General features: G+C 38.2%; 20 protein-coding genes and 1 rRNA gene. 6 read left to right on the forward strand and 15 right to left on the reverse strand.

Features of this window, described 5'->3' with window-relative positions:
• Positions 1–273, reverse strand: a 16S ribosomal RNA gene (locus tag AC3II9_RS02950); the annotation flags it as partial.
• A gap of 249 nt (positions 274–522) precedes the next feature.
• On the reverse strand, positions 523–1,434 hold the full coding sequence (locus tag AC3II9_RS02955; protein WP_489152986.1) for a DMT family transporter: 912 nt from the start codon (positions 1,432–1,434) through the stop codon (positions 523–525).
• 81 nt (positions 1,435–1,515) lie between these two features.
• On the opposite strand from AC3II9_RS02955, the gene AC3II9_RS02960 reads away from it, so the two are divergent.
• On the forward strand, positions 1,516–2,238 hold the full coding sequence (locus tag AC3II9_RS02960) for an MgtC/SapB family protein (protein ID WP_489152988.1): 723 nt from the start codon (positions 1,516–1,518) through the stop codon (positions 2,236–2,238).
• 12 nt (positions 2,239–2,250) lie between these two features.
• On the forward strand, positions 2,251–3,219 hold the full coding sequence (locus AC3II9_RS02965) for a cation diffusion facilitator family transporter (RefSeq protein ID WP_489152990.1): 969 nt from the start codon (positions 2,251–2,253) through the stop codon (positions 3,217–3,219).
• Positions 3,220–3,259: 40 nt separating this feature from the next.
• On the opposite strand, the gene AC3II9_RS02970 is transcribed toward AC3II9_RS02965, so the two are convergent.
• The 4 genes from AC3II9_RS02970 to yugI all read right to left on the reverse strand — a co-directional run bounded on the left by AC3II9_RS02970 (position 3,260) and on the right by yugI (position 8,349).
• On the reverse strand, positions 3,260–4,414 hold the full coding sequence (locus tag AC3II9_RS02970) for an iron-containing alcohol dehydrogenase (protein ID WP_489152992.1): 1,155 nt from the start codon (positions 4,412–4,414) through the stop codon (positions 3,260–3,262).
• A gap of 289 nt (positions 4,415–4,703) precedes the next feature.
• The gene (locus tag AC3II9_RS02975) at positions 4,704–5,948 is read right to left on the reverse strand and encodes a Glu/Leu/Phe/Val family dehydrogenase (RefSeq protein ID WP_489152994.1); all 1,245 of its coding nucleotides are present in this window, start codon (positions 5,946–5,948) and stop codon (positions 4,704–4,706) included.
• 227 nt (positions 5,949–6,175) lie between these two features.
• Positions 6,176–7,720, reverse strand: a complete 1,545-nt coding sequence (gene pruA, locus AC3II9_RS02980; RefSeq protein ID WP_489152996.1) for an L-glutamate gamma-semialdehyde dehydrogenase — start codon at positions 7,718–7,720, stop codon at positions 6,176–6,178.
• Positions 7,721–7,974: 254 nt separating this feature from the next.
• Complete coding sequence (yugI, locus tag AC3II9_RS02985) at positions 7,975–8,349, reverse strand: S1 domain-containing post-transcriptional regulator GSP13 (protein WP_489152998.1); 375 nt, start codon at positions 8,347–8,349, stop codon at positions 7,975–7,977.
• Positions 8,350–8,600: 251 nt separating this feature from the next.
• Here yugI and AC3II9_RS02990 point away from each other — a divergent pair, with 251 nt between their 5' ends.
• Together AC3II9_RS02990 and AC3II9_RS02995 are read left to right on the forward strand one after the other, a co-directional pair.
• Positions 8,601–9,926 carry a sodium-dependent transporter gene (locus tag AC3II9_RS02990; protein ID WP_489153000.1) on the forward strand — a complete coding sequence of 442 codons (1,326 nt, stop codon included), beginning with the start codon at positions 8,601–8,603 and terminating at the stop codon, positions 9,924–9,926.
• Between the two features lie 138 nt (positions 9,927–10,064).
• Positions 10,065–10,268: a helix-turn-helix domain-containing protein gene (locus tag AC3II9_RS02995; protein WP_489153002.1), complete on the forward strand. Its 204-nt coding sequence runs from the start codon at positions 10,065–10,067 to the stop codon at positions 10,266–10,268.
• Positions 10,269–10,444: 176 nt separating this feature from the next.
• Here AC3II9_RS02995 and AC3II9_RS03000 read toward each other — a convergent pair whose 3' ends face one another.
• On the reverse strand, positions 10,445–10,705 hold the full coding sequence (locus AC3II9_RS03000) for a DUF1871 family protein (RefSeq protein ID WP_391373141.1): 261 nt from the start codon (positions 10,703–10,705) through the stop codon (positions 10,445–10,447).
• 80 nt (positions 10,706–10,785) lie between these two features.
• Here AC3II9_RS03000 and AC3II9_RS03005 point away from each other — a divergent pair, with 80 nt between their 5' ends.
• Positions 10,786–11,955 carry a MalY/PatB family protein gene (locus AC3II9_RS03005; RefSeq protein WP_489153004.1) on the forward strand — a complete coding sequence of 390 codons (1,170 nt, stop codon included), beginning with the start codon at positions 10,786–10,788 and terminating at the stop codon, positions 11,953–11,955.
• Between the two features lie 49 nt (positions 11,956–12,004).
• Here AC3II9_RS03005 and AC3II9_RS03010 read toward each other — a convergent pair whose 3' ends face one another.
• Both AC3II9_RS03010 and AC3II9_RS03015 read right to left on the reverse strand, forming a co-directional pair.
• Complete coding sequence (locus AC3II9_RS03010; protein WP_489153005.1) at positions 12,005–12,265, reverse strand: hypothetical protein; 261 nt, start codon at positions 12,263–12,265, stop codon at positions 12,005–12,007.
• A gap of 21 nt (positions 12,266–12,286) precedes the next feature.
• Positions 12,287–12,874: a peptidylprolyl isomerase gene (locus AC3II9_RS03015; RefSeq protein ID WP_489153007.1), complete on the reverse strand. Its 588-nt coding sequence runs from the start codon at positions 12,872–12,874 to the stop codon at positions 12,287–12,289.
• Between the two features lie 567 nt (positions 12,875–13,441).
• On the opposite strand from AC3II9_RS03015, the gene AC3II9_RS03020 reads away from it, so the two are divergent.
• Positions 13,442–15,292 carry a transglycosylase domain-containing protein gene (locus tag AC3II9_RS03020; protein ID WP_489153009.1) on the forward strand — a complete coding sequence of 617 codons (1,851 nt, stop codon included), beginning with the start codon at positions 13,442–13,444 and terminating at the stop codon, positions 15,290–15,292.
• Positions 15,293–15,442: 150 nt separating this feature from the next.
• On the opposite strand, the gene AC3II9_RS03025 is transcribed toward AC3II9_RS03020, so the two are convergent.
• The 6 genes from AC3II9_RS03025 to AC3II9_RS03050 form a co-directional block, all read right to left on the reverse strand.
• Complete coding sequence (locus AC3II9_RS03025) at positions 15,443–16,165, reverse strand: FadR/GntR family transcriptional regulator (protein ID WP_489153011.1); 723 nt, start codon at positions 16,163–16,165, stop codon at positions 15,443–15,445.
• A gap of 37 nt (positions 16,166–16,202) precedes the next feature.
• The gene (locus AC3II9_RS03030) at positions 16,203–17,468 is read right to left on the reverse strand and encodes a TRAP transporter large permease (RefSeq protein WP_489153013.1); all 1,266 of its coding nucleotides are present in this window, start codon (positions 17,466–17,468) and stop codon (positions 16,203–16,205) included.
• Positions 17,468–17,938 carry a TRAP transporter small permease gene (locus AC3II9_RS03035; protein WP_489153015.1) on the reverse strand — a complete coding sequence of 157 codons (471 nt, stop codon included), beginning with the start codon at positions 17,936–17,938 and terminating at the stop codon, positions 17,468–17,470. Before AC3II9_RS03035 ends, AC3II9_RS03030 begins: the two co-directional genes overlap by 1 nt.
• Positions 17,939–18,621: 683 nt before the next feature.
• Positions 18,622–19,629, reverse strand: a complete 1,008-nt coding sequence (locus AC3II9_RS03040; RefSeq protein WP_489153016.1) for a TRAP transporter substrate-binding protein — start codon at positions 19,627–19,629, stop codon at positions 18,622–18,624.
• Positions 19,630–19,642: 13 nt separating this feature from the next.
• Positions 19,643–21,007 carry an FAD-binding oxidoreductase gene (locus AC3II9_RS03045; protein ID WP_489153018.1) on the reverse strand — a complete coding sequence of 455 codons (1,365 nt, stop codon included), beginning with the start codon at positions 21,005–21,007 and terminating at the stop codon, positions 19,643–19,645.
• A 236-nt stretch (positions 21,008–21,243) separates the two neighbouring features.
• The gene (locus AC3II9_RS03050) at positions 21,244–21,804 is read right to left on the reverse strand and encodes a YufK family protein (RefSeq protein WP_489153020.1); all 561 of its coding nucleotides are present in this window, start codon (positions 21,802–21,804) and stop codon (positions 21,244–21,246) included.
• Positions 21,805–21,904 lie beyond the last annotated feature (100 nt).

Raw genomic sequence — 21,904 nt, forward strand, 5'->3', positions numbered from 1 at the left:
TACCTCACCAACTAGCTAATGCGCCGCGGGCCCATCCTGTAGCGATAGCAGAACCATCTTTCAACTTTCTAACATGAGTTAAAAAGTATCATTCGGTATTAGCCCCGGTTTCCCGGAGTTATCCCAAACTACAGGGCAGGTTGCCCACGTGTTACTCACCCGTCCGCCGCTAACTTTCAGCTGATGCAAGCATCAAATGAAAGTCCGCTCGACTTGCATGTATTAGGCACGCCGCCAGCGTTCGTCCTGAGCCAGGATCAAACTCTCCATAAAAGAATTTGAGTAAGCTCAAATTTGCTGGCATCATGTTTGATGTCCAAAATTTTGTTTCTTATTCAGAAACATTTATTGTTAACGTTTTGCTTGTTCAGTTTTCAAAGTTCATTTCGTCACCGCTCAACTGCAGCGACTTTTATAGAATAACTTATCCTTAAGTTATTGTCAACATCTTTTATTCACTCTTAAATTTTTTGTGTTGGCGTCTCGTTAAGGACAAGTAATAATATATAATATATTTCCGACCTATGCAACACTTTTTTTAAAAAAACTTTTCACTTTTTTTATATCTGTTACAACCATTGCTATACCAACGATTATAATAATACCTCCAACAACTTGAGAAACCATTAGTTTTTCGCTAAAAATAAAGAAAGCTAAAATTGCAGCACCTACTGGCTCAAATAAGATTGCTATGGATATCGTATTTGTACTCACCCATTTCAATGACCAATTAAATAACGTATGCCCTAGTAAGTTTGGTACAATGGCCAACATAACAAACCAAAACCAATCTGTCTTTTCATAAGGTCCGAATGATTGTCCCATGCATAATACATAAACGAAAAGACATAGCGTACTTACACTATAAACAACCATTGTATAGGTCATCAAAGATAATCGATTACGAACAGCTTGTCCAAATAGTAAATACCCTGTAATTAATGCACAGGCTATTAGCGCTAATATATCTCCATAAAGCGCAGTGCCACTGACCCGAAAATCTCCCCAGCCAATTAATAAACTTCCAAAAAGTGCTACGCTAACTGCTACAATAGATTGAAAAGATGCTCTTTCTTTAAAAAAGATATATGTCCCGACAAATGCAAATAGCGGTTGTAGCGTCACTAATACTGTAGAACTTGCCACAGAAGTGTAATTCAATGATTCAAACCAGAGGATAAAATGGAACGCTAAAAAAATGCCTGCAACGGAAGAAAACAGCCACTCCCTTTTATCTAGTAGCTTCAACTCATGACGATATTTTATAAAGAATAATGGACTCATAATTAGAACCGAAAACAACATACGATAAAAAGCAATCACCCCTGATTCTGCACTCGCCAATTTTACAAAGATTGCTGACAACGAAACTGAAATAACGCCTATTATAATCGCCAAATACGGTTTCATTGATTTCGTTGTTTTATTAAGCATTTATGCCACACCTACCTTATACCTTATTGTACATAAAGTATATTGATTCGCAACACGAAATAACAGAGAGGATGATCACCAATGCATTTCTTATTAAATGATACGCTTTCGCTAGAAATTTTAATAAAATTAACGATCGCGGGAACTTTAAGTTTAATTATCGGAATTGAAAGAGAACTAAAAAAGAAACCAGTCGGATTAAAAACAAGCTTAGTTATCGCTACCTTTAGTTGCTTATTAACGATTATCTCAATCGAAACAGCATATACTACACCTGCAAGAGATGATATTAATATCACAATGGATCCACTACGTCTAGCTGCTCAAGTCGTGAGTGGCATTGGATTTTTAGGCGCAGGTGTCATTTTACGAAAAGGGAATGATAGTATTACGGGCTTAACGACCGCTGCGATGATTTGGGGTGCCGCAGGGATTGGTATCGCAGTTGGTGCAGGATTTTATTTTCAAGCATTTGTTACTGTCGTTATTGTTGTCATCGGAATTGAAGTAATTGCACCATTTCTTATTAAAATAGGTCCAAGGCGATTACGTATGCGGGAAGTGGCATTAAAGGTTGTTATTAAGGACATTAATCAATTACCAGCATTATTAGAACAAATGAAAGCACATAATATGACAATTGAACATGTAGGCATTCGTGATTCAGTTGATGGGCATAACAACCGTTTACACGAGGTAAATATACGACTGTCAACACTTATTTCGAAAGACACACTGTGGATTTACAATACACTGCACATACTTGAGTATATCGAAACAGTAGAAATTGAATTTTTAGCTTAATGGAGGCTCAGTATGGGAGAACTATTTTCGTTGTTAAAAAACGGCAATAAACCTTCACTTGCCGCAGCATTCGTCAACACATTTTTAGGGATCATTAAAGGAGTAGCATTTTTCTTTACCGGAAATGTAGCTATGTTCGCAGAAATGATGCACTCACTTGGTGATGCAGCAAACCAATTTTTTGTTTATATCGGCTCTGCATTATCGAAGAAAGCACCAACACCAAAGTTTCCAAACGGCTACGGCCGAGTAGTCAATCTCGTTTGCTTAGGAGCTGTATTAATTGTTGCTATTCTTTCATATGAAACAATTAAAGAAGGCTGGCATCACTTTATGCACCCAGCCACTGAATCACACGGAATATTCATCGCTTTAGGGGTGCTTTCAATCGGAATTATTTTGGAAGGCTTCGTATTGCATAAAGCCGCTAAAGAAGTACTGCATGAAGTCGGAGTAGAAAAAGTTGGAATGATGGCCATCCCTCAATCTGCACGATATTTAAATCGCGCAAAACCTGCCACAAAGCTTGTATGGATGGAAGATTTAGTGGCAACAAGCGGCAATGTTCTTGCCTTTGTTGCCATCGTGATCGCTTATTTCACAGGCTTTTATCGTCTAGAGGGACTAGTTTCCATCATTATAGGTATAATGATGTTCTACGTAGTCGGCCGTGTGTTCTTAGATAATGCAAGGGGCGCTATTGGCGAAACAGATGAAGAAATGATGATTCATATCGGAAATCTTGTGATGGAAGATCGCCATGTATCCGATATCCCGCGTATTGAAGTCATTAAAGAGGGCGAATTTTTACATGTCGAGGTTGTGGCTGAGACAGATAAAAGTTTATCACTGGATTACTTAGACGATGTACGTGACCATTTAGTCGAACTGATTCTCGCACAAAAAGGAGTAACAAAGGTAACACTCTCTTTTGACGAAGAAGATGGTATTACACAGTGGAAGCATAAACCCACCCTATAAAACAAAGCTCGGCGTCTTACATAAAACGCCGAGCTTTTTTCTATAAAGACGCGACAAGTATAGCGCGTACATCTTCACTATTTAATTTATTGAAGTTCCCAAACGGACCATTTAATACTGTATGCGCAATAATCCCTTCGAAATCACGATCATCAATATGATAATCCGCTAGGCTACTTGGTGCACCAATGGACTTCCAAAACGCACTTAAACGATTAATCCCTTCAAGTGCCATTTCCTCATCTTTGAGATGGCCACGCTCCACCCCAAATACTTTTTCAGCAAGCCTTGCAAATCGCGCTGGATTTACATGCAGATTATGACGCATCCAGTGTGGGAAAAGGATCGCCAGTCCCCCTGCATGCGGAATATCATAGTATGCAGAAATAGCATGTTCAATATTATGTGTTGCCCAATCACCGCGCGAGCCCATTGAAAGGAAATTATTTAAACCAAACGTACTTGATAACATTAATGTTTCACGATGCTCATAATTGTCCGGCTCCGCTAACGCTTTGGGTGTGACATCGATAATTGTACGTAAAATCCCTTCACTCATTTCATCTGTGAGCGGCGTATTTGTTGCATTGTTAAAGTATTGCTCAAAGATGTGCGACATCGTATCTACTACACCATTGACGAGTTGATCTTTCGGCACTGTAAAAGTATAGGTTGGATCTAAAATAGAGAATTTCGGGAATACCGCCGGACTCCCCCAACCAAACTTCTCTTTTGTCTCCAAATTTGTAATAACAGAACCTGAGTTCATCTCTGAGCCTGTTGCCGCAAGTGTTAACACAGTGCCAAGTGGTAATGCCTCATTTGCAGGGGCCTTTCGAATCACGATATCCCATGCATCCGCATCAGACTTCGCCCCAGCTACAATTAACTTAGCACAGTCGATTACTGAGCCACCACCGACAGCTAATACGAAATCGATTTCTTGCTCCTTACATATGGCAACACCTTTTCTAGCAGTTGACACACGCGGGTTTGGCTCAACACCTGATAATTCAAATACTTGCTTACCCGTTAAAGCGTTCATGACATCCTCATAAACCCCATTTTTCTTAATGCTGCCACCGCCATATACAACAAGTATTTTTTCATAAGATGCGACTTCTTTTGTTAATTGTTCAATACTCCCTTTGCCAAAGTGTAATTTCACCGGATTCCAAAACGAAAATGTGTTCATTTTTTCTCTCCTTCCATATACATGTTCATTTTCCATATTAACATAAGAACTATCGATTATGCGTATATGTACTTCGAAGTGGTAGCTGCATTATCACTACTGTACATTTTTCTTTTATTTTTCAACTAAAATTAAGCATTTTTGATTTATTTCTCTTGAATGAATCGATTCAACAAAATACATAAACAACAACATACGATGATTACAAACGTTTCTCTAACTACTCGTTAAGGTAAAAAAAGAGTTAACCCGATGGCATTCGAGTTAACTCTTCTCTATTATATAATAATTAAACCCATCCACGGAAGCGAGATGCTTCTGCTGTACGACGCACACCAACCATATATGCCGCTAAGCGCATGTTAATGTTACGATTTGTTGCTGTTGTGTAGACGTTTTCGAATGCATCTACCATTTTACGATATAATTTTTCACGCACTTCTTCTTCTGTCCAGTAGTAGCCTTGGTTGTTTTGTACCCATTCAAAGTAAGATACTGTTACACCACCAGCTGACGCCAATACGTCCGGCACTAACAGAATGTCACGCTCTGTTAAAATTTTTGTAGCTTCTGCTGTTGTTGGACCATTCGCTGCCTCAACCACGATGTTCGCTTTAATATTATGTGCATTTTCTGCAGTAATTTGGTTTTCAATAGCAGCTGGCACTAAAATATCACAATCAAGCTCTAAAAGCTCTTTGTTTGAAATTGTATTTTCAAATAACGTTGTCACTGTACCAAACGAATCGCGACGATCAAGTAAATAGTCAATATCTAAGCCGTTTGGATCATGTAGTGCACCGTAAGCATCTGAAATACCGATTACTTTCGCCCCTAAATCACTCATAAATTTCGCTAAGAAGCTACCCGCGTTACCGAAGCCTTGAATTACGACACGCGCTCCTTGAATCTCGATACCGCGTTTTTTTGCCGCCTCTTGAATAACAATTGTTACCCCTTCTGCTGTTGCACGGTCACGACCTTGCGAACCACCTAGTACAATTGGTTTGCCTGTGATAAAACCTGGTGAGTTAAATTCGTCCATACGACTATACTCATCCATCATCCATGCCATAATTTGTGCATTTGTAAATACGTCTGGAGCCGGGATATCTTTCGTTGGTCCGACGATTTGGCTCACTGCGCGCACATATCCGCGACTTAAACGTTCTAGTTCACCCATTGACATTTGGCGTGGGTCACAAATAATACCACCCTTACCACCACCATATGGAAGATCTACGATACCGCATTTTAACGTCATCCACATAGAAAGTGCTTTTACTTCTTCTTCGCTCACCATTGGATGGAAGCGTACGCCACCTTTTGTTGGTCCTACAGCATCAGAGTGTTGTGCACGGTAACCAGTGAACACTTTTGTTGTACCGTCGTCCATTTTTACAGGAATACGAACTGTTAATAAACGAAGTGGTTCTTTTAATAATTCATACATCCCTTCGTCGTACCCTAACTTGCCTAGCGCATCTTTAATAACATCCTGTGTTGAAGTAAATAGGTTTAAATTTTCAGCCATTAGTTTCGCCTCTTTAAAATTTAATAGTGATTTGATTATCGCCAACATTGTAACATACTTGATACAAGATTTGGCTACTATTTTGTCACATTTTGAACACTTTTTATAAATTATTTATTTTGTCATGTTTTACTTACATTTTATCCTAATAAAAAAACCACTACACATGACTTTCGATCTATGTTTTTTCATCCTATCATACAAAATTCATTACATTTCAAAGAATTTTAAAGCATTTCCGACGTTGTTTTGGCTTGCATATGAAGTTGTAAGTAATCGGGACCACCTGCTTTTGAATCCGTACCAGACATATTAAAACCGCCAAACGGTTGATATCCTACAATAGCACCTGTACACCCTCGATTAAAATATAAATTCCCAACATGAAAATCCTCACGGGCTTGCTCGATATGCATCCGATTATTCGAAATAACTGCACCTGTTAAGCCATACTCCGTGTCATTCGCAATCGCAATCGCCTCTGTAAAATCGTTTGCCTGTGTAATGGCTACTACAGGACCAAAAATTTCTTCCTTCATAATCCGCGCAGTTGGATCGACATCGACGAACACAGTTGGTTCAATAAAGTATCCTACTGAATCATCACTACCGCCACCTACTAGGAGCTTCCCTTCCGTTTTACCAATTTCAATATACTCGGTAATTTTTTGAAACGCCTTTTCATCAATCACACTTGCCATAAAGTGTTCTGGATTAACAGGGTCACCTATTTTAAGCTCTTTTGTTAAATCAACGACACGTTCTATCACCTTATTATAGACATTTCCTACAATAACAACACGTGAACATGCAGAACATTTCTGGCCTGAAAAACCAAACGCAGACTTTACAATCGATTGTGCAGCTAATTCTAAATCTGCATCACTATCAACGATAATGGTATCTTTACCACCCATCTCAGCAATCACACGCTTGATCCAAATTTGCCCTGGTGCCGGTTTAGCTGCCCGTTCATTAATGCGAAGCCCTATATCACGAGAACCTGTAAAGCTAATAAAACGTGTTTTCGGATGATCAATTAAATAATCGCCTACTTCTGCACCACTTCCTGGCACAAAATTCAATACCCCAGGTGGCAGTCCTGCTTCTTCTAAAACCTCTGCAAACTTATAAGCAATGACTGGAGTAGTCGATGCCGGTTTCAATAGCACTGTATTCCCTGTTACAATGGCAGCTGCTGTTGTACCTGCCATAATCGCTAACGGAAAATTCCATGGTGAAATAATAATGCCCACACCTAACGGGATATAATCATAACGATTAAACTCACCAGGTCGACTTTCAACGGTTTGCCCTTCTTTCAGACGTAACATCTGTCGACCGTAATATTCTAAAAAATCAATCGCCTCTGCTGTATCTGCATCCGCTTCATGCCATGGCTTTCCTGCTTCTTTCGTTAATAGTGCCGAAAACTCAAATTTCCGGCGACGAATAATGGCAGCTGCCTTAAATAAAATATCAGCGCGAACATTCGGATTTACTTTTTTCCACGTTTTGAACGTTTCTTCTGCTACTTGCATCGCCTGTTCTGCATATGCTGTTGTCGCCTTCGAAACAATCCCCACTACTTCCGTTTTTTTCGCCGGATTATACGACCTAATTTTTTCTTGTGTTAGAATACGTTCCCCGCCAATAATCAGTGGATATTCCTTCCCTAAATATCCTTCAACTAGATCGAGCCCCTTTGCATACGCCGCACGATTAGTCTCCATTGAAAAATCAGTAAATGGTTCATGCTTATATGGAATCATTGCTCATCGCTCCTTTAACGACATTATCGCTTATGTAGCATGACACATAAAAAAATAACCCCGTTCACAATACGTCATACTACTAACGTCTTTTATAGATGTATGCTTGACTAATCGTTAAAATTAGAAAGACACATCTCGACCAAAATAGGTCGAGATGATGTTCTTACTTATGTGGATTTCCTTAAATTCCACACTTTCTTATCTACTAAAAAGAATGTGCTAATCCTTTATGATAAGCACATTCTTTGACATCATTCACCTGATTGACTAATCCAATCTTGTAATTTACTTTTTAATAACTGGAATCCATTTGCATCAGCCTCATCTACACGGTCTTGAAGCGATCTACGTGGTACTTGTTCACGCTTTCTTTGTTGTGGCGCTTCATGTAGCATTCGAATGGATAAACTTATTTTCTTGGCATCATCATCTACTTCAAGTACTTTTACAGTAATTTCATCCCCAACGTTTAAATAATCATGTACATCCTTTACAAACCCATACGTAATTTCTGAGATATGAACAAGTCCCTGCGTAGTTTCATCTAACGCAACAAATGCACCGTACGGTTGGATTCCGGTTACTTTACCAGTTAACACTTCACCTACTTCATATTTTTTTGCCATAGCTTTGTTCCTACTTTCTCTATACTTTATCTACGAAATCGTCATGTTAAATTATAACATATCAAAACATTCCTCACAAAGAATGTCCTACACGTACCTACATGTTCTCTTTTTTTACTTTTTTACAATAATTTTTTACACACTACGAAATATTCTAAAAAATTTTTAAATTTTTTCGAAAAATGACTTTGTTTTCATTATAAAGTACGATAGAATGAATACTGTTTTTGATTTTTAAGGAGGTTTTATGTTTGTCATCTAGAGATCAATTCGCCTCTAAGATTGGATTTATATTAGCAGCTGCTGGTAGTGCAATCGGTCTCGGAGCGATTTGGAAATTCCCGTATATGGCTGGTACAAATGGGGGAAGTGTTTTTATCTTTCTTTTCATTTTATGTACTGTATTTATTGGTCTTCCCATTTTAATTGCAGAGTTCATGATTGGTCGACGCGGTCAACTTGATCCGATTAATTCATTTAAAGCGCAAGCACCAAGTAAACCTTGGTATATGATTGGTTGGTTAGGTCTAGTAGCGTGTGGTTTAATTTTATCGTTCTACAGTGTTGTAGGTGGCTGGATTTTAAGTTATTTATTCCGTGCGATTTCGATGAGTTTAACAGGGCAAGGTTTAGATTTCGCTGCCTTATTTGGTGAGATTATTTCAAACCCAGTAGAAGTATTAATGGCACAAGGCGCGTTTATGTTGTTGACACTATTAATTGTACAAGCCGGTATTAAAGGTGGTATTGAAGTAGCAAGTAAATGGATGATGCCTTTACTGTTTATCTTCTTTATTCTATTGTTCATTCGCTCGATTACATTAGACGGTGCAATGGAAGGTATTAAATTTATGTTTGTACCAGATTGGTCATACTTAAATGCGAAAACATTGTTACTTGCACTTGGCCAAGCATTTTTCTCTCTAAGTGTCGGTGTATCCGCAATGATTACGTATGCTTCCTATTTACCACGTACAGAAAACATTGTGAGCTCTGCACGTAATGTAGCGATTATGAATATTGCGATTTCGATTTTAGCTGGACTTGTTATTTTCCCAGCTGTTTTCGCACTTGGTTATTCGCCTGAGCAAGGACCTGGACTTGTATTTATTATGATTCCTGCTGTATTTGAACAATTGCCGATGGGCGGTTTATTTTTAATTATCTTCTTCATTTTACTGTTATTTGCAACAATTACTTCATCTATTGCACTATTAGAGGTTGTTGTATCAATTGGTGTGGGCAAGAAAACACAGGCGCGCAAACGTGCTTCATGGCTTTTCGCCACAATTATTTTTATTGTCGGAATTCCAAGTGCCTTATCATATGGTATTATGAGTGACTTTACCATTATGGGTAAAAACTTCTTTGACTTTGCTGATTATGTAACAAATAGTATTATGATGCCGATTGGTGCATTGCTTATCTCACTATTTGCTGGCTTCCATTACTCAAAGAAAATCTCACAGGAAGAATTCCAATCTTCCCCATTCCTTTTTAAAGCGTGGCTACTAATCGTTCGTTATATTGCACCAATTGCAATCATCGTCATATTGGTTCGTCAGGCATTCGCATAAGTTAAAAGTCGTCTTCATATCATTTTATGAAGACGACTTTTAATTTTCAATTTTTAGACAAAATGTGAAAGCTATTTATAAATCAGCTCGTATTATAATAACTATAACAAACTGAAATCGAAAGGATGTGCTCGCTTTATGACGATGAAATTACATGATTTATTAAAACAGCTACGCGAAGAACGCAATTGGTCGTTAGAAGATTTATCTAAAAAAACGCAAGTTGGGGTTGAAAAATTAGCCATGTACGAGAACGGTGAGTTAACGCCTTCGGTACAAACAATTTTAAAGTTATCAAATGTCTTAGAAATACCTGCTTCTAACTTAATGGACGGCTTATAAAGGGAATGTTGGCATTTTGATACGCCCACCACAGGAGCAATGTTTCTTAGTAGCTATTTATTAAGAAGTGAAGGGGGTGTCCCGAAAGTAAAAACTTTCGAGACACCCCCTAAATCACCAAGTATCTGTTCATATGAATCGCATCAAAAATACGCCCTTATTAAAATCGTATCTTTCTAAATGATGCATTTCGCTTCGAATTTGACCGCAATTAGTTTACGAGCCATTTCTACACATTCTTCAAACGGAATCCACTGTTCAAATGAATGTTCATAAACATTTTGAATCACCTTCGCTAAATCGCTCGGATTATCTATTCCCTGTAATGCTGCTACCACATCCGCTGTCTCTGTATCATAACCATCTTTACCTATTTTAAAAGGGTCCCAATGCAGAAGCATCCAAACTGCCTTTTTATTCATTTCTATATTTTCCACAATAACTCCCCTGACTACTCTTTCTACTATTTCGTATGATAACATATATGTAAGACTAACAAAAAGAAAAGAGTGATAGTATGTCAGTTTTTAATCAAGTTTATCCACGTAGAAATACACGTTCGCTAAAGTGGGACAAAATGGAGAAGGTTTATAATATGGACGATACTTCCGAACTATTAGCGATGTGGGTAGCTGATATGGATTTTGCTCCCCCTCAAGCTGTAATAGACGCTTTACATAAAAGACTAGAACACCCTATTTTCGGTTATTCACTTGTCGATGATCATTGTAAAAATGCCATTGTCTCTTGGTTTGAGCGTCGTCATAATTGGACAATTGATCCAAATTTAATGCTTTTCCATAGCGGTGTCGTACCAGCAATTGCCAATATCGTCAGTGCCTTTACAGAGCCGAATGATAAAATTGTTGTCTCCACACCCATTTACCCACCATTCTTTAACGTACCGAAAAACCAAAAACGCGATTTAATCATGTGTGATTTACATGAAGAAAACGGCACATATCGCTTTAATTTTGAGACGTTAGAAGCGGCCTTTAAAGAAGCAAAAATGTATATTTTATGTAACCCACATAATCCAGGCGGTATGACATGGTCACAGCAAGACCTTGAAAAAATTGTGGAACTCGCGATTCAACATGATGTGTTCATTTTATCTGACGAAATTCATGCGGATTTGCTCATTGATGACAACAAGCATATTCCATTACTCACGGTCGCACGAGCAAATGAAGCGAACATTATTACATGTATTGCACCTACGAAAACATTTAATATCGCAGGGATTCAAGCAGCGATGACGGTTTCATCTAATATGCAATTAAAACACACACTGGAGCAGTACGGTGTCGCACATGGTCTTTTCGAATTAAATGCGTTCGTTTCAACAGCAATAGAAGCAGCCTATACGGAAGGTGATGCTTGGCTAGATGAATTACGCACTTATTTAGCGAACAATATGGATTACGTTATTCAAGAACTAACGAACATTCCAGGCATTCGCATTCAAAAACCACAGGCAACCTATCTCATTTGGATTGATTATCGAGAGATAGGTATCGAAGAAAAAGATATGATGCATCGACTTCTAACAATTGGTAAACTGGCGCTAGATCCAGGAACAAAATATAGTGAAGCAGGTCGCGGTTTCTTACGTATGAATGTCGCTGCTCCGTTTGAAACAATCCAAGACGGTGTAGAGCGATTTAAAAAGGCACTTCAAAAGTAAGACCCTCAAATAAAAAAGCTTCCAAAGTGTGTGCTTTGGAAGCTTTTTTCTAGTTATTTACTTTTTCTTTTTTTGTTTCTTTTTTTGTTTCTTTTTCTTTTTCCTGTTTTATGCGCTTATCACGCTCTTCTAACGCACGTTCTTCAAGCTTTTTTGCTTCTGCCGCTTGTTTTGCTGAATTTTTACGTAGCCATTTAAATATTAAAAACACGACTACAAATAGCAACATCATTTCAATGGCAGCTGGAAGATAAGTGGACTTATCTTCCGGGAAATATAGGAAACCCCAGTTGAGGATGAATTGATCCATCATCTCACACTTCTTTCGTTATTATTCAAAAACAGTGATCGATTCAATTTTAACATCTTCTTTTGGTTTATCGTGCATATCACGGTCAACGTTCGTAATATTGTCAACAACGTCCATACCTTCGATTACTTGACCAAATACTGTATGTTTACCATCTAACCAAGGTGTACCACCGTTTTTCTTGTATACATCTACCTCTTCTTTAGACCAGCCACGTACTTCCATTTGTTTTAACATTGACACTTCTACTTGAGGCGCTTGTACGATAAAGAATTGAGAACCATTTGTGCCAGGACCCGCGTTGGCCATTGATAAGGCACCGCGAATATTTAATAACTCAGGTACACATTCATCTTCAAATGTACCACCCCAGATAGATTCACCACCCATACCTGTACCAGTTGGGTCACCGCCTTGAATCATGAATTTTGGAATGACACGGTGGAAAATAATACCGTTATAGTAACCTGATTTTGCATGACCTAAAAAGTTTTCAACCGTTTTTGGTGCATGTTGTGGGAATAGTTTAATTTTAATATCCCCCATTGTTGTTTTCATTTCTACTAGTACTTCGCCAGCATTTAGTTCTTTTGATAATTGTGGAAACATGCTTGTCTCTCCTTTAAATAAATATAGGTGTTGCATACCTCGATTAAGTTTACCATACCTTCACAATTTTTCCGATTAAAAAACCACTTCCTTCGTCCTACGAAATAAATTGCACAAAAATAGACTCTTCACCATAACTTGTGGTTGATTTCCGTTCCGGCTGGACGCTTTCCTGGGGGCGTTCGATGAGCCGCTTCCCTCGCTACGCTCAGTCCAGGGTCTCATCTAGAACGCTAATCCCCAAGGAGTCGCCAGCCTACACTTCAATCAACAAGCATCCTACCCTAATTTGCAAACAGCTAATTTTAGTAGTAAACCTAAAAAATATTTCAAAACAGATAGAAGGTATAGAAATCAGTGCAAGATAGAAGGCACAATTTGATTGTAACACCTTCTGTTACAATGATTATGCCGCGCTTATTGCTTTAAACGATCCCCGCTTGTCTGTAGCGCCCTTCATTCCGAAAATAATGAAGGAATGTGTAAATAACTTACTTAAAAATCACATATAACGAATAGTTAATATATGTTATATTTTCATATAGGTAAACCGTTGGAGGAAGGAATATGAAACAAATTTTTGGTTATTTCCTTATACTTTGTTCCATTCCACTACTACTACTCTTCGGAAGTGAAGTATGGAAGGAAATCGTGATTGCTAAAACACATGAGGAGAAAATGGAGGCATCCATTCACTTGCCACAAGTACAGGCACAACTGCCCGTTACATTATTAGATAGCAATGACCACATTTTTAACGAGGAATACGTAGAGTGGCGTGAACCACTTACGTTTGAAGAATTTCCGCAAATTGTAAAAGATATTTTCGTTTATAGTGAGGATACGGAGTTCTTTAATCATATTGGCTTTGATGTAACGGCGATTGCCCGTGCTGTTATGGCGAATTCAGTGGAACAATCGATTCAACAAGGGGCCAGTACCATTACGCAACAGCTCGTCCGTATGCGCTATTTATCGGAAGAAAAAACATATGAACGTAAGCTAATGGAATTGTTTTATGCTTACGAGCTAGAACAGATGTACAGTAAAGATGAAATTTTAGAAATGTATTTAAATGAAATGTATTTCGGTAATCAAGTTTACGGTATGGCAAGTGCAGCCACTTATTATTTTGGGCGCCCACTAGCTAAACTAACAATAGCGGAAATTTCCTTTATTGCAGCCATTCCAAATAACCCAAGTCTGTATGATCCACTAGAGAATTTTGATAAGACGAAAGAACGACAAGAACGATTACTTGATACATTAGCCAAACATGCGATTCTCTCGACTAGTGAAGCCGAAAACTTCAAAGCGCAGCCAATCGAATTACAAGTAAAACAGAAAATTCAACAGTACCCCGCCTATAGCACATACGTATTACAAGAATTACGCTGGCTCGTCGCACATCATGAAGGATTAGAAGAACAACTGGCGAAGGCAAAAACAGCAGAAGATCGTCAGCTCATTTCATCACAACTCGATACTATCATTGATGACATGTTTGTAAACGGCATTATCATTCATACAGCATTACAGCCAGAAAAACAGGCAGCCGATGAACAAGCAATGAATCACATTTTATCCCCATATGATATGGAAGCAAGTGCCACCGTGATTGACAATGAAACGCGAGAGATTATTAGCATTTTCGCTGGACGCAATTATGAAAAGCACAATTTACATCGTGCCTACCAAACACCGCGTCAACCAGGATCTGCCTTTAAGCCATTAATCGATTATGCACCTGCGATTGAACTATTGAGCTACACACCATCTTCTACCATTAGCGGAGGGCATTACTGTGTAGGCAGCTTTTGTCCACAAAACTATGGTGGTGGCGTTTATGGTCATGTATCCCTTTCGACCGCATTTAGTTGGAGTTACAATACAAGCGCGCTTCGATTATTAAAGCAAGTCGGTCTTGAGCCAGCATTTAGCTATATTGACCGCTTTCACTTCCGTTCCATTGTCGATGAAGACCGTAACTATGCTGCCGCGCTAGGTGGTTTAACTTACGGGGTGACCTCTCTTGAAATGGCTGACGCTTATACGAGTTTTATAGATGGAAGCTATAGTCAAGCACATGCTATTCGGAAAGTGACAGATTTAGACGGAAATATTTTATATGAATGGCCGAAAGAACGCGATACTATTTGGTCTGCTAAAACCGTACGTCATATGCGTAGCCTATTAACAGATGTCGTCTATAAAGGAACTGGTAAAGGGCTATATACTAATACTTCGTATATAGGCGCCAAAACAGGTACAACAAATGATTTCAAAGACTTTTGGTTAGCTGGACTGACGGAAAATTATACAACCGCCATTTGGATCGGCTACGATGAACCACGTAATATGCAGTCGCTTGAAAATGATAAAATTCACTTTAAAATGTTCAATGCTATTATGGACTAAGAAAAGTGCAAGCGCGCCCGCTTACGCTTTCGTAGCAAAAAAAATTTGGGCGCGAATGCCTAGACACCCTTTCCATTTGAAAAAGTTTATACTTTCTTATTCTTTTAAAAAAGGTGGGGAAAAACATCATCGTTTTTCTCCACCCTTTCTTTACTCTTGTTGTTGATGATAATTTTCTAAAGCAACTTCTGACATTTCTTGACGAATTTTTGTTATGTGTTGAATCATTAATTGTTTAGCACCATGAGCATCCCTACGACTAATCGCTAAAAACAAATCTCTATGCTCATTAAATGTTTCTTCGTATAGCCCATCACGTGCAAAACGGTGATTGCGCGTTGCTTGAATGGTCTTTTTCATATGTCCACCAAGTGTTTGAACTAACCCTAACAAAACGGAATTATGCGCTGCTTCTGCAATACTATAATGAAATTGTAAATCCGCTAGTACACCGCGTTCTGTATCTTTATCTGCCACACGCATCTCTTCAATACATCGCCCAATTTTTTCAATATCTCGACTCGTCGCTCGTAACGCAGCAAAATAAGCACACTCCGACTCCAATACAAGTCTTGTTTCTAACATTTCATAAATCATTGTATCTTCTGTATTAACAATGACATTTGATAAACTTTCCACGACCGCATTGACATTGGATGCTTTTATAAACGTACCGTCCCCATGCCTAATCTCCACAACGCCACTCATCTCTAACACCCGTAATGCCTCTCGAATCGATGTACGGCTCACATTATACCGATTTGCTAGCTCTCTCTCAGATGGTAACTTCTCACCAGGTAAAAGCTCACCTTGCATAATGGAATCTTTTATTTTATTGAAAATGACTTGATAAACCTTTTGATTTGGCTTCATTTCTAGAACCAACTTGTCACACCCTTACAAAATAATACTATTTTACTAAGAATAAGCTTAATTGCGGAATAAATGAAATAATAAGTACGCCAATAATCATGATACAAACAAACGGTATAATCGCTTTCATAACCCCTTCAAATTTTGTTCCAGCAATTTTATTAGCGACAAATAAATTTAAACCGACTGGTGGGGTAATATAACCTATCGCTAAGTTCACAATCATGATAATCCCAAAATGCACAAGGTCCATGCCTAACGCTGAAGCGACCGGTGCCAATATCGGTGTTAAAATAAGAATTGCTGCAGCCGTTTCCATGAAAGTCCCTACCACAAGTAAGATGGCGTTAATTATTAATAAAGCAATAATCCAGTTATCTGTTAAACTTAGAAGTGCTTCCGTAATTTCCATTGGAATGCGTTCACGCGTTAAATAATAAGCAAAAATAGAAGCACCCGCAATAATATACAAAATGGTTGCACTCATTAACATAGAGGATGAAAAGATTTCAAATAAATCTTTGAGTTTAATTTCACGATAAATGAATACACCGACAATTAACCCATATATTACCGCTACTAATGCCGCTTCTGTTGCAGTAAAGAATCCACTATAAATCCCACCTAAAATAATAACTGGCATCATTAAAGCTAAAACGGATTCCTTTAATGCAATCAATAATTCTTTCACACTATGCTTCTCTCCACCACCATACCCTTTCATGAGAGAGATGATATAAACTAAAATCATGAGTAGTATAACAATAAAAATCCCCGGAATAATGCCGGCAATAAACAGGTCACTAATGGATACACCTGCTGTTACACCAAATAATACAAGCGGCACACTCGGTGGGATAATCACACCGACTGTCCCCCCAGTAGCTTGAATCGCAGTGGAGAAATTTTTATCATAGCCCTTTTTCACCATTGCTGGAATCATAATCGCTCCCACGGCCGCTGTTGTTGCAGCTGCTGAACCAGATAACGCTGCAAAAAACGCACAAGATACGATCGATACAAGTGCAAGACCGCCCTTCACACGACCAAGCATCACTTCAGCTAAATGAACAAGGCGTTTAGAAATACCACCACTTTCCATCAATTTTCCCGCTAAAATAAAAAATGGAATCGCTAGTAGTGGAAAAGAATCCACCGAGTTAAACATACGTTGCAAAATCGCTACTAATGGTACATTTCCTTGCATCGTAAAAAAAATAACTGCCGTCATCGATAAGGCTACCGCAATCGGAACATTTATAATGAATAATACAAGTAATACGATAAATAATAAAATATCCATTACTTCGCCTCCTCTTTAATTTGTTGAATAGTTACATCTACTAAGTTCACCATTAAAATAACACCACTGATTGGTATAACTGCATAGACGAGCCCCATTGGAATTTGTAAGACGGGCGAAGGTTGATTCATAACTTGATTGGACAAGGTGATTCCTTCTTTAATCATAAGAAAGAAAAACACCATGGAAACAATCCCCGATAATACAATTACGAGAATTTTCAGCATCCCTTTTACTCTTTCGACAAGTAACTCCATGCCAATATGCGCTCTTTTAGATAGTGCATAAGCTGCCCCTAAAAATGTAATCCAAATTAACGAATAACGAGACAATTCCTCTGTCCATGCTAAAGGCTGATTTAATACTAAGCGGAATAAAATTTGACAAAATACTGTAATGACTAGCTCCGCCATTAATAAAACTAAAAAAATATGTACGACAGCATTCATGCAATCTATTAACTTTCTCACTACACAACCCCTCCTGTTCGATTTATACTCATTTAATACTGAACACACTTCCATCCTTTGCTACTAAAAAAGACAAATAAAAACGAGAAGATATTCTCCTCGTTTTTATCTAATTTTGTCTAGAAATTTACAATGAGCAAATCTGCAAATATATATTACCATTTGAGTAACCATTGCTTTCCGCTACGGCACTCGCTTTCCACGGGCGAGCATCAAGCCTCCTCGTCGCTCATGCGGGGTCTTGATTGTCTCGCTTTTCCCGTAGGAAGCTTTGCTCTGTAGCGAAAGGCGCATGCCGTCAGCTACACCTCGTGCCTCCGCTACAAGCAACTATTGTTCAATAAAAAACAATAAATAACCTCATAGATTACAGTGGGCTAGGCGACGATATGTGTAAATAGAAAGAAATTAATTTCTTTTAAAAAAGAAAAAATTTTTTCTAGAATATCGAGAAGTATTCACTTTTGCCGTAGCGCGCCATAGCCACAGGAGCCAAGATTTTCTTTGCGACGAAAGCGCAAGCGTCAGGAGCAGGAACAGGAGATCCAACCAGGCCCACGCCTGTTTTAGCTCCTGTGTAGGCTGTGGCAAAGCGCGGAGGCTACAAGTATGATTTAGTTTAATATTTTTTACCATTTATCTGGTATTTTTAAGGTGTGGTTTTGCCCATTACGAATAAAAATTTATTGTTGCTGTTCTAAAATGCGATCTAGCAACTCTTTATTTGATGTTTCATTGTAAAGCTCTTCAATTTTGCTTCGGAATTCTTCCACATTTACCTCTTCAATAATTTGCATGCCATTTTCTTTTAAGCGCGCTAAAGCCTCGGTTTCATTGTCAATTACTAATTGTCGCTCATAAGCCCCGATTTTTTTGCCTTCTTCCATTAAAATCTCACGTAAGTCATCAGGTAACTTATTGTATGTAGACTCACTTAACATAAAGACAGCAGAAGAATAAGCATGACTTGTTAATGTCATATACTTTTGATTTGCATCATATAATTTGTAGCTATCAATAACTAAAATAGGATTTTCCTGTCCATCTACTACACCTGATTGCAATGCTGTTAATGCTTCTGTCCATGCCATTGGTGATGCACTCGCACCTAACTTTTCAAATGCTGAAATAAACACCTTATTTTCTTGCGTACGGAATTTCAATCCTTTTAGATCATCTGGTGTTTGTATAGGACGAACACTGTTTGTCATATGACGGAAACCATTTTCCCCCCAAGAAAGCGGGATAATTCCGACGCCTTCTAATTGAGCAAATAACTCATTTCCAATGTCACCTTCTAATACTTTTACAGCCGCATCACGGTTATTAAATAAAAATGGTAAGTCTAATACACCGAAATCTGATACAAAGTTAATAATTGGGCCAGATGTGGAAACGACTAAATCAACTGAGCCTAATGTTAAGCCTTCAATTAACTCCCGCTCCGCCCCAAGCTGGCTTAGTGGGAACGTTTCAATTTTCAAACGGCCATCAGATTTTTCTTCTACATTTTTCGCTAGTTCTTGCATCGCTAGCTCAAATGGATGATCTTCAGCTAATGAATGTCCCGCTTGTAATACAAATGTTTCTCCGTCACCACTATCACTAGCAGTCGTATTATCCTCTCCGCCACAAGCTACTACAATTACCGTCATACATAACAACAATACCCCTAATAGAAACTTTCTCATCTTCTTCCTCCCCTTAGTCGATAAAGATTTTTCCTGGATTCAAAATATTATTTGGATCAAATGTATGTTTAATTTGTTTCATCAACCCATAAGCTACGCCATGTTCAGCCGACTGGTATTTAGCTTTACCTACACCCACACCATGCTCACCTGTACATGTTCCCCCTTTAGATAAGGCAAACTCTACTATATGTTCATTCAACTCTTTTGCTAATTGAATCTCTTCTTCACTGGATAAATCAATCATTAATAATACATGGTAATTGCCATCCCCTACGTGCCCAACAATTCCTGCTTCCATTTGCATGCTATCAATTTTGGCACGTGTATTTTCAATCGCTTCCGGTAATGAGTTGATTGGTACAACGACATCTGTTGTCATCAATTTCTTTCTAGGTGACGAGTGAATATACGTATAGGCAAGATTATGACGTAATTCCCATAAATGATTGCGGGCTTTTTCGTCTTGTTCAAAGGCAAAATTTAGGCAGCCGATATCCTGCAAAATTTCTTGAGCAAATGCAATATCTGCATTTAGGCCCGCTTCATTACCATGAAATTCTAAAAACAATGTTGGTGCTTCTTCAAATGAAGCGTCCGAATTAGCATTCACTAATTGGATACTGCGCTGATCTACAAGTTCCATACGCGCCATCGGAATACCAGCCGCTGTAATGGCCACGACAGCATCCACTGCTTGCTGTACTGTTGGGAATGTAGCACGAGCCGCCATAATTTTTTCTGGAATTCCGTAAACACGTAAGATCAATTCTGTAATAACGCCTAATGTCCCCTCTGAACCAACTAGTAAGCCATTTAAATGAATACCCGATGATGATTTTGCTGCTAAGCCGCCTGTACGAATAATGCGTCCATCTGCTAGTACAACTTCTAAATCGCGTACTTGATCACGCATAATACCATATTTAACAGAGGTTGTACCACTTGCATTTGTCGCAGCCATTCCTCCGAGTGTCGCATCTGCCCCTGGATCTACAGAGAAAAATAAACCAAATTTCTTTAATTGTTTATTCAGCTGTGTTCGTGTAATCCCAGGTTGAACACGTACTAAAAAGTCATCGTTGCGAATTTCCAATACTTCATTCATTAAAGACATATCAAGCGATATCCCACCATTATATGGAATAACATGTCCTTCTAAGCTCGTCCCGAGACCAAATGGTACTACTGGAATTTTGTGTTCATTGGCAAACTGTAATACTTTGCTCACTTCTTCTGTTGTCTTCGGAAACACTACCACATCCGGTAAATGTGGCTTGTGATACGATTCATCCTTACTGTGTTGTTCCAACATGACTTCATTCGTTGTGACTTGATCAGTTGGAAGAATCGCTTTTAATTGTTCGATGTAACTCATTTTCTCTCCACCCCACCATAACAGGTCCAACCAATTCCTCGAAAAAAAGATTGAACATTGTAAAATTTAAAACTTAAATGTCTGTTCACATCATACGTAAACTCTATTGGTCCAACCTCCACTAGAATATACTTAATTTTCTAAAAATACAATATTTTTTGTTAAATAATTTCACTTTTCAAAAAAAAAGCATTTATAACGTCTATATGACGTCATAAATACCTCATTTCATCCCTCTACACAAACGGTAAACTAGCAATTACCCCATTGTATAATTTGATTACGATATATACAATTACTGTACTAAATAATGTCCAAAACAAAATTTCAAAAAAGATTAATCCAATCAGTCCCATTAAGCTCATAAAATGACTCATTTTATATACTGTGTACACAAAATAAGTGGCTACTGTTACGACAAAAATACCAATTAACAAAACAAGTGACTGGATACCCACCGCTGATAGTAACGCCCCAAAAAAGAAAATGACGTAACCTCCACGTGCCACACTCATCGTTTCTCCATTTTGATCCTTCGAGAAAAACAGCATCCCTAGTTCATGAATCGTTTCTCCTATGAGCTTGAGCGCTGAAAAAAGCATAAAAAAACAGAGCGCAAACAGTATAAGTAAAAATACTTTTAGCTCCATATCCGATAAAAACTCTCGCATGCCTGCATATACACCAATTGCTTGAAATAAGTTCATCGATTCTGAAACAGCATAAATACCAAATGTTAAACTAAAAAGTAAAATCGTAAATAACGGTAAATAACCATATAAATATGGATTTTTCATAAAATTTTAACCCCATTTTTTTGTTGTTCCTTCATATTTAATAATACCCAATAAATATCGCTCCTCGCAACAACAGAAGGTAATAGTTGGCATGCAACGA

The sequence above is a fragment of the Lysinibacillus sp. RU7 genome (assembly GCF_057837305.1).